Below are 8,474 nucleotides of genomic sequence, written 5' to 3'. Positions count from 1 at the left end.
CGACCATCTCGTCGCGGTTGCCGGCATAGGCGAGCGGGAGGGGGCCGCCGGGATCGACGCGCAGGACGACGGTGCACATGGCCGGTCTATATAGGCGCCCGACTCAGCCGGCGCCCCCGTGGGCCGCGCCGCCGGCGGCCGGGTCCTCCGCCCCGAACACGCGGGCGAAGATGGCGCCCACCTGCCTTCGGTGGAAGGCGGGGTCGAGTGCCGCGTCGATGGTGGCGGCATCGACGCGGCCCGCGACCTCGGCATCGGCCAGCAGGTTGTCGCGGAAGGACCGCGCGCCGGGCTGGCCCAGCCCCTCCCACGTCGCCATCGCGTTGCGCTGGACGATGCGATAGGCGTCCTCGCGCAGGATGCCGGCGCGGGTCAGCGCCAGCAGCACCTCGCCCGAATGGACGACGCCGCCGAGGCTGTCGAGATTGGCCGCCATGCGGTCCGGGTAGATCGTCAGCTTCTCCATCATGCCGGCGAGCCGGGCGAGGGCGAAGTCGAGCGCCATCGTCGCGTCCGGGGCGATCACCCGCTCCACCGAGGAATGGCTGATGTCGCGCTCGTGCCAGAGGGCGACGTTTTCCAGCGCCGGGGTGACGGCGGCGCGCACCACGCGGGCGAGGCCGGTCAGGTTCTCCGACAGCACCGGGTTGCGCTTGTGGGGCATCGCGGACGAGCCCTTCTGGCCGGGGTGGAAGAACTCCTCCGCCTCGCGCACCTCGGAGCGTTGCAGGTGGCGCACCTCGGTCGCCAGCCGCTCGATCGCCGAGGCGATCAGGCCGAGGGTGCAGAAGAACGCGGCGTGGCGGTCGCGGGGGATCACCTGCGTCGAATGCGTCTCCGGCACGAGGCCGAGTCGCTCCGCCACGTAGGTCTCCACGCGCGGATCGACATGGGCATAGGTGCCGACGGCGCCGCTGATGGCGCAGACCGCGACCTCCGCCCGGGCGGCGAGCAGGCGGGCGCGGTTGCGGGCGAACTCCGCGTAGTGGCCGGCGAGCTTGAGGCCGAAGGTGGTGGGCTCGGCATGGATGCCGTGGCTGCGGCCGATGGTCAGCGTGTCGCGATGCTCAAAGGCGCGGCGTTTCAGCGCGGCGAGGACGGCGTCGAGGTCGGCGAGCAGCAGGTCGGCGGCCTGCGTCATCTGCACCGACAGGCAGGTGTCGAGCACGTCCGAGGACGTGAGCCCCTGGTGGACGAAGCGGCTGTCCGGGCCGATCGCCTCGGCCAGCCACGTCAGGAACGCGATGACGTCGTGGCGGGTCTCGCGCTCGATCGCGTCGATCCGCTCGATGTCGGCGGGGCCGATGGCGGCGAGCGCCGGGGCGCCGCGGGCGCGGATGGCGCGGGCGGCCTCGGCCGGGATGTCGCCGGCCTCGGCCATCGCCTCGGCGGCCAGGGCCTCGATCTCGAACCAGATGCCGTAGCGGTTTTCCGGCGCCCAGATCGCCGCCATCTCCGGCCGTGTATAGCGGGGGACCATGCGCGCCACTCTCCCGTTGCGTCTGTGCGCACCGCTAGCGTCGCGGCGGCGCGGTTGACAAGGGCGGGCGTCCCGGCGGAGCGGTGGGCGGATGGACGCGACCCTGCTGACCGACCTGACGGCCTTTCTTCAGGTGCTGCTGATCGACGTGGCCCTGGCGGGCGACAATGCCGTGGTGGTGGGCATGGCGGTGGCCGGCCTGCCGCGGGCGCAGCAGCGGCGGGCGATCATGCTCGGCATCGGCGGGGCGACGGTGATCCGCATCGCGCTGGGGGCGGTCGCGCTGCAGCTTCTGGCGATCATCGGGCTGCTGCTGGCGGGCGGGCTGCTGCTGCTGTGGGTGTGCTGGCGGATGTTCCGCGAGCTGCGCCGGACGGCGCGGGTGCACGCGGCGGGGGCGGCGGAGAAGACGCTGCGGCAGGCGATGCTGCAGATCATCCTGGCCGATCTTTCCATGAGCCTGGACAACGTGCTGGCCGTCGCCGGCGCGGCCGAGGGCCGGCTGTGGATCCTGGCCGCCGGTCTGGCGGTGTCGGTGCTGCTGATGGGCCTGGCGGCGGGGCTGATCGCGCGGCTGCTGGAACGCCATCGCTGGATCGCGTGGGCGGGGCTGCTGATCGTGCTGTACGTGGCGCTGCACATGATCTGGGAGGGCGGGCACGAGGTGGCGGCGGCGATGTAGGGGTAAACTTGCGCAAGGTGGGGCGTAAAGCCTTGGCGACTAACCACCATGCCCATCCAGGGCAGGCCCTCCACGTCAGACGAAGCGGTGTCTTGCTTGATAGGCTCATTCAGACGTGAAGGTTGGAAAGAGGGACGAAGCTTGCTCGGCCGTGGAGGCGGCAGGCACTCATTTGCCGAAATAGGTAAAACTAACGTGACGATTACTCGAGGAGGACCATTAGTGATTAAGGCAGAGCCAGACGAACAGCGAAAGCAAATCGCGGCGCAGAGACTAAAAGTGGATTTCGACAGCTACGACGTGACTGTGGACGAACTTATCCGCCGATTCTCACAGAAGCGCATCGAAATTGCCCCAGTCTACCAGCGTCAATTTCGGTGGGCTGAGAAACAACAGTCTGAATTAGTAGAATCTCTTCTGCTTGGTATTCCGGTACCGCCTCTGTTCATGGCTACGAATTCGAGGAGTGCCGAGCGAGTCCAGTGGGAGGTGGTGGATGGGCTGCAAAGGCTCCTGACGCTGGTTAATTTTGCTGGAGACGCGGCAACGAGGCGAATCGTACACCCCAATCAACCTCCGCTCAAATTAACTAAACTAGATAAGTTAAAACTCTTAAACGGATACGAATTTTCGGAACTGCCCGTCGATATTGGAAGCCTTCTAATGGATCGCCCGATGAAGGTCGTCGTTCTAAATGACAAAAGCGACCTACAGGTCAGGTTTGACTTATTTGAGCGTCTGAATACTGGAGGCGTTGCCCTAACACAGCAAGAAGTTAGATCATGTATTTACAGAGGACCGTTTATGGACTTCATTGAGAAATGCGCGAAGAGTGATCGTTTCTTGTCGGTAATCCGTTTGCCTGAGAACAGGATGAAAGACGGAACGCCTGAAGACTTCACTCTTAGGTTTTTTGCGTTCTATTATAGATACCAGCTTTTTGATCATTCCGTTAAGGATTTTCTAAACGATTTTGCCAAGGAATTTCGTTATAATACAGATACAAACGCTATGGACATCACATTCGAGAAAACTTTTAGTTATCTCGCCAAGCTGTTCCCGGATGGAATTAAGACTCGGAAAGGTCAAACGCCGGTCAACCTGTTCGAGGCAATTTCAGTCGGCGCGGCGCTTGCCATCACTCAGGAAGCCAGACCTTTGGTCCAGAATCAAATGGACTGGGTTACCTCATCGGATTTGCGCAGTTTAACTACAGGGGCTACCAATAGTCGTGCACGCGTCGTTGGTCGGATAGAGTTCTGTCGCGACCGATTTCTTGGGCGGACGTCCGATGTTTGATGTGCAGAACTACTTGACTGAATTTCAAAGAAGGATCACCTCGATCCGTAGGCTTCTCAATGCTGTTGATCCCATTGATGTTGATCGCTCGAATCCCGCACCAGAGCTGACAGAAGTAAGTCGAGAAGTCAGAGGACTTGCTATTCTATTACTATTCGCGTCCTATGAAAATTTGCTTAAGTCTCTATGTCGTGGGCTTCTTGAACGCGCTGCACGGCTTCGAGTTGGAAACCAGAGATACAAGATAGGGATAAGACAATTCGCAGTTCACAAAATGTTTCAATCGATCGTTGAATCGCCCAACAAAAACACGATTTGGATTACAAGATCCGATATTCTAGCTTGCGCCTCATCAAAATCGTTATGTACGATAGATGCGAACATATTTCCGAGCGATGGAAGTTTCATGAAAAGGTCGCAAGTACGTCTAATATTCAAAATATTTGATTTGGGCGATCCCGCCAGCATACTAAAGGAGGTATGGGAACGCCTAGATACAATAGTTACTCAAAGAAACGACATTGCTCATGGCAACCAGACGCCGGATGAAGTGGGAAGAAATTACACAAGTGCAGAAATACGAATACTTGTAGATAAGTGGGAAGAAAAATGGCTAGACGTGATCAATCACGTGCGGGACTGCGCCTCTGAGCGGAGTTTTTATGTGCATAACTCCCGCAGTTCTCGGCAGATTGCCTCTACCAAGAATTAGCTATTTGTTCCCGTATTTCCCGAGGTCTGCGGGGCCTTTCGCCATAGATACAATCGTCGGTGAAGTGGGAAGCCTGTAACTTCTGCTGCACGGTTTCCGCCCCCCGCCACCCCATCCGCTGCGGGACCGCCTACGCGTCCGCCGCGGGGATGTGCGCGGTGGGCTCGCAACGGCGTGCGAAGCCGGGCATGTCAGGTCGAACAGGTTCAGCAACCGCGCGACCGCGTGATCCACCATGTCCTCCAGCGTCCGTGACCTGGCGTAGAAGGCCGGGACCGGGGGGGGGATGACGGCGCCGGCCTCGTCGCGGCGACCATGTTCCTCAGCCTGCTTGGGGTGGGGTGCCCCCGCGCACCCCACCACCCGCATCGCGCTGATGCACGCGGGGCCGGCCGTTCGCGTCACCTGCGTCATCGTCACGCCCGGCGCTCGCCGAAACCGCCCGGCTCCGCATCACTTGCGTCCAACCGGCTTGCGCCCAGCCGGCCGGATAGTCTCCGCGGGCGACCCGGAAGGGATACGGCCGGCGCGTGCGCGTCGCGGCCGCGCGCGGGCGGCGGCATCTCGCGCAGGGTGGGGGGCTGGTCGGCATCTCAGTGGAAGTCGGGGCGAAGTAGTCACGCCAGCTTCGTAGCCGCCGGCGTGGGCGGTGGGGTGCGGGATCGCACCCCACCCTACGGTTGGTTGCGTGAGAGAGCGGGCCGGGGTCGCGGTGCGGGGCGGTGGCTGGCGGCGTGGCGTGGCGTGTGGGGGCGGTGATCGCGGTGCTGTTGGGCGCAGCGGCTTGGTGGCACTGCGACCTCAGCGTTGCGACGTAGCAACAAAAATCTGGAGCGCGCGAGCGGCCGGCCGGCGCGTGCGGTCATCTCGGGTCGGGTTCTTGCCGGTCGATGCCGCTGGTTGCCGGGGCCCTTGAACGCGCCGCCGGGCGGCGGGACGGGGCGCATCGGCGCGGTGGCCGAGGGCGGACGGCCGGGGGCGCGGGCAGCCCCGAAACTTTAAAACTTGTGTGCGGAATCATGGTGCTTGACGCCAGGATTCCGTCGTGCTATGCTAGTCGCGGTGGCGGCTGTAGGTGCCCGGCGAAGCCGGGGGTCGTGGGCGGCTGCGAACCGTACAACCGAAGCTGAATGGGAGCATGGAATGGCCTATGTCGTGAACGACCATGACCTTATTTATTACGTTAAAGAAATGATTGGGGAATACGATTTGCCGTGGAACATGAGCCGGCAGGTCGAACGGGTCCTCGTGCGTGGATTCCGCGCGCGCATGGAGTGTCTGGAGGCGGTGCCGGGTGAAACCGATCCGCAGAAGCAGGGCCCCGCGTATCGCTTCGTGTTGAGCGTTGCCGCGCGGAAAGATACCGCGACCGCGCTGCGGACGGTGCAGCGCATCGCCCGTGTCCTGCGCGACAACACGGACGCGGACGTGACGAAGGAGGCGTCGGCGTGGCTGAAGGCGCTGCCGAAGATGAACGACGCCACGCTGCGCAAAAGCCTCGCGCAATGGCGGTCGCGGCGGTATCGCCAGGGCCGGCGCGCGGCGGAGACGAAGACGCGGTGTGCGGCGACGTGCGCGACGTATGACGGCTTCGTGTTCGAGCGCGTGGTGTCGGTGAAGGCGGCGCGCGCCGCCGGTCGGGCGCTGGGCAATTGCGTGGGCGCGCCGGGTGTGGGGACATATTACCTCGCGGCCCTGCGCGAGGGCAGTCTTGCGCTCTGGACGGTGCGCCAGGCGGATGAGGTCGGTCCGGCCGGCCTCGTCGCGGTCAATCTCCGCGATGGGTGCGTGAAGGAGGCGAAGGGACGCGACAACGAGACGCTGCCGCTCGCGATGGCCACGGCGTTCCGGCTGTTCTGCCGCGACCATGCCAACCCCGCGGGGGGCGTGGCCGATCTCGGCTGCTACCGCGGCTTCGTCACCGCCGACCAGGTCGTGGCGGCGCGGGGTGAGTTGGGGGGGAAGCCGTACGAGGTCGCGACGGCGGGGACGACCGTGCGGATCACGCTCGGCGCCGGCGACGACGTGGCGTTCGGGTATCTCGATGCGGGGAAGGGGCTGCGATACGAGAGAGCGGATGGGCGGGGGCTGAAGGCCGCCCAGGCGATGCTGATCCTGGTCGACGCGCTGGCGCGGGCGAGCGGCGGTTCGACCGTTGCGCGAAAACTGGCGGCGGCGGCCCGGACGCCGGACCCGCGGCCGACCGTGCGGCGGCGGTTCCTCCCGCTGCCTCGCATCGTCGACGACGAAGAGGAACAACACTGAGACGCAGCGGACGCGGCCCGGCACTGCCGGCGCCGCGCCCAGCGTCGCCCGGCGCGTCGCTCACAGCATCCCCACCGCCCGGAAACTGAACGTGGCGCCGTTCCCGATGATGATGTGGTCGTGCAGCACCAGACCCATGGCCTCGGCCGCGCGGCGGATCTCGGCGGTGGTGCTGCGGTCGGCGGCGGAGGGGGAGGGGTCGCCGCTCGGGTGGTTGTGGACCAGCAGCAGGGCGGTGGCGTGCAGTTCCAGCGCGCGCTTGACCACCTCGCGCGCATAGACGGGCGTGTGGTTGACGGTGCCGCGCGCCTGCGCCTCGTCGGCGATCAGGCGGTTGCGTGTGTCGAGATACAGCACCCGCACCTGCTCGATCCGCTCGCGCGAGATGGCGGCGTTGAGGTAGCCAAGCAGCGCGTCCCAGTTCGCCAGCAGCGGGCGATCGACGATCTCGGCGCGGGCGAGGCGGATGCCCGCGGCCTGCGCCAGTTTCAGCGCGGCGATGCCGGCATCGCCCAGCCCCTCGATGCCGCGCAGGTCGGCGAGCGGGGCGGCGATCACGTTGGCGAAGCTGCCGAAGCGGGCAAGCAGCGCGCGCGCCAGCGGCTTCGTGTCGCGCCGGGGCAGGGCGAGGAACAGCAGCATCTCGATCATCTCGTGATCGGCCAGCGCGTCCGCCCCGGCGCGCAGCAGGCGGTCGCGCATGCGCGCGCGATGGCCGTCGGCGCCGTGGATGGCGGGCGGGGCGGGGGCAGGCGCGGGCGAGGCATCGGCGCCCTCGGCGGCGGCGAGGGCGGACAGCAGGCCGCCCGCCTCGGCCAGACCGTCGGATTGCGTTGCCCGCCGTTTCATAAACCGCAGGTTGCCATGCCCGGCCTCGCGGGTCGAGCGTCGCGGGGGCCGGCGTGGACGGCGGTCTCGGGGTGGCCGACGTTGGGGGGCCGGGCCGCCGGCCGGGGGGTCAGTCGTAGGGCGGGCGGGTGTAGCCGGCGGGCGAGAGGGTGAAGATTTCCACGCCGTCGGCGGTGACGCCGACCATGTGTTCGAACTGCGCGGACAGGCTGCGGTCGCGGGTGACGGCGGTCCAGCCGTCGTCCAGCACCTTCACCTCCGGCCGGCCGGCATTCACCATCGGCTCGATCGTGAAGACCATGCCGGGGCGGAGCGCCGGCCCGTCGCCCGCGCGGCCGAAATGCAGGATGTTCGGCGCCTCGTGGAAGCGCCGGCCGATGCCGTGGCCGCAGAAATCGCGCACCACGCTGAAACGGTGCGATTCCACATAGGACTGGATCGCGTGGCCGATATCGCCGAGCGTGGCGCCCGGGCGCACGGCACGCACGCCGCGCAGCAGCGATTCGTAGGTGACCTCGATCAGGTTGCGCGCCCGGGTCGATGCCGTGCCGGCGACGTACATGCGGCTGGAGTCGCCGTGCCAGCCGTCGAGGATGACGGTCACGTCGATGTTCAGCACGTCGCCCTCTTCCAGCCGGCGGTCGCCGGGGATGCCGTGGCAGACGACGTGGTTGATCGACGTGCAGATCGACTTCGGATAGCCGCGATAGTTCAGCGGCGCGGGCGTCGCGCCGTGGGCGGCGATGTAGTCGTGGCAGAGCGTGTTCAGCGTCTCGGTCGTGACGCCGGGGCGCACATGCTCGGTGATCATGTCGAGCGTGGCGGCGGCCAGATGGCCGGCCCGCCGCAGGCCCGCGAAGTCATCCGCGTTGTAGATCGTGATCCGTCGCGCGTCGGCGCCGCCGTCCATCCGTCCCACTCCGACCAAGTCGTCAGAACATGCGCAAGCCGGTCCGACCGTGCAAGGCCGGCGGCGGCGCGAGGCCGCCGGGCGGGCGCGATCCGACCGCCTCAGCGGCTCGCGTACTGGCCACCCTCGGGCCGGTGGACGATGCAGGCGAGACGGTGGCGGGCGAGGGCGGCGCAGGCGGACTGCGCCTCGCCGGCGGTCAGGTCCACGACCTCTGCGCGCCACAGCCCGTGGCCGCGGCGGCCGGTCTGGGCGACGCGGATCGCCCCGTCCTCCG

At 66.2% G+C, this 8,474-nt stretch carries 7 protein-coding genes; 4 read left to right on the top strand and 3 right to left on the bottom strand.

Translation table 11 applies throughout. The features are described from left to right. Nucleotides 1–103 precede the first annotated feature (103 nt). Entirely contained in the window at nucleotides 104–1,480 is a 1,377-nt protein-coding gene (purB, locus tag B8460_RS01970) for an adenylosuccinate lyase (protein ID WP_048859891.1), read from the bottom strand. A gap of 91 nt (nucleotides 1,481–1,571) precedes the next feature. On the opposite strand from purB, the gene B8460_RS01965 reads away from it, so the two are divergent. From B8460_RS01965 to B8460_RS01950, 4 genes are all read left to right on the top strand, one after another. Continuing rightward, nucleotides 1,572–2,162 (top strand): YjbE family putative metal transport protein, encoded by a 591-nt coding sequence (locus B8460_RS01965; protein ID WP_048859890.1) that lies wholly within the window; start codon nucleotides 1,572–1,574, stop codon nucleotides 2,160–2,162. A gap of 279 nt (nucleotides 2,163–2,441) precedes the next feature. After that, the gene (locus B8460_RS01960; RefSeq protein ID WP_158322662.1) at nucleotides 2,442–3,461 is read left to right on the top strand and encodes a DUF262 domain-containing protein; all 1,020 of its coding nucleotides are present in this window, start codon (nucleotides 2,442–2,444) and stop codon (nucleotides 3,459–3,461) included. Beyond that, the gene (locus B8460_RS20750) at nucleotides 3,454–4,173 is read left to right on the top strand and encodes a HEPN domain-containing protein (RefSeq protein ID WP_148360246.1); all 720 of its coding nucleotides are present in this window, start codon (nucleotides 3,454–3,456) and stop codon (nucleotides 4,171–4,173) included. The genes B8460_RS01960 and B8460_RS20750 overlap by 8 nt, the downstream gene beginning before the upstream one ends. A 1,143-nt stretch (nucleotides 4,174–5,316) precedes the next feature. Then, a complete protein-coding gene (locus tag B8460_RS01950) occupies nucleotides 5,317–6,438 on the top strand; it encodes a PcfJ domain-containing protein (protein ID WP_158322660.1) in 1,122 nt (373 codons plus the stop codon). 60 nt (nucleotides 6,439–6,498) lie between these two features. Here the strand turns inward: B8460_RS01950 and radC are convergent, their stop codons facing one another. Then, nucleotides 6,499–7,287: a RadC family protein gene (radC, locus tag B8460_RS01945; RefSeq protein WP_084623123.1), complete on the bottom strand. Its 789-nt coding sequence runs from the start codon at nucleotides 7,285–7,287 to the stop codon at nucleotides 6,499–6,501. 109 nt (nucleotides 7,288–7,396) lie between these two features. Then, nucleotides 7,397–8,197: a type I methionyl aminopeptidase gene (gene map, locus B8460_RS01940; protein WP_048859888.1), complete on the bottom strand. Its 801-nt coding sequence runs from the start codon at nucleotides 8,195–8,197 to the stop codon at nucleotides 7,397–7,399. Nucleotides 8,198–8,474: the final 277 nt, after the last annotated feature.

The sequence above is a fragment of the Acidisphaera rubrifaciens HS-AP3 genome, assembly GCF_000964365.1.
Lineage (GTDB): Bacteria > Pseudomonadota > Alphaproteobacteria > Acetobacterales > Acetobacteraceae > Acidisphaera > Acidisphaera rubrifaciens.
The sequence above is the reverse complement of the archived record's forward strand: the minus strand, read 5'-3'. Positions and strand labels throughout refer to the sequence as shown.

Bases quoted from the DNA above. Each gene is read 5' to 3' on its own strand.
- B8460_RS01965 (WP_048859890.1), top strand. From the start codon at position 1,572: ATGGACGCGACCCTGCTGACCGACCTGACGGCCTTTCTTCAGGTGCTG.
- B8460_RS20750 (WP_148360246.1), top strand. From the start codon at position 3,454: ATGTTTGATGTGCAGAACTACTTGACTGAATTTCAAAGAAGGATCACC.
- map (WP_048859888.1), bottom strand. From the start codon at position 8,197: ATGGACGGCGGCGCCGACGCGCGACGGATCACGATCTACAACGCGGAT.
- B8460_RS01950 (WP_158322660.1), top strand. From the start codon at position 5,317: ATGGCCTATGTCGTGAACGACCATGACCTTATTTATTACGTTAAAGAA.
- radC (WP_084623123.1), bottom strand. From the start codon at position 7,287: ATGAAACGGCGGGCAACGCAATCCGACGGTCTGGCCGAGGCGGGCGGC.
- purB (WP_048859891.1), bottom strand. From the start codon at position 1,480: ATGGTCCCCCGCTATACACGGCCGGAGATGGCGGCGATCTGGGCGCCG.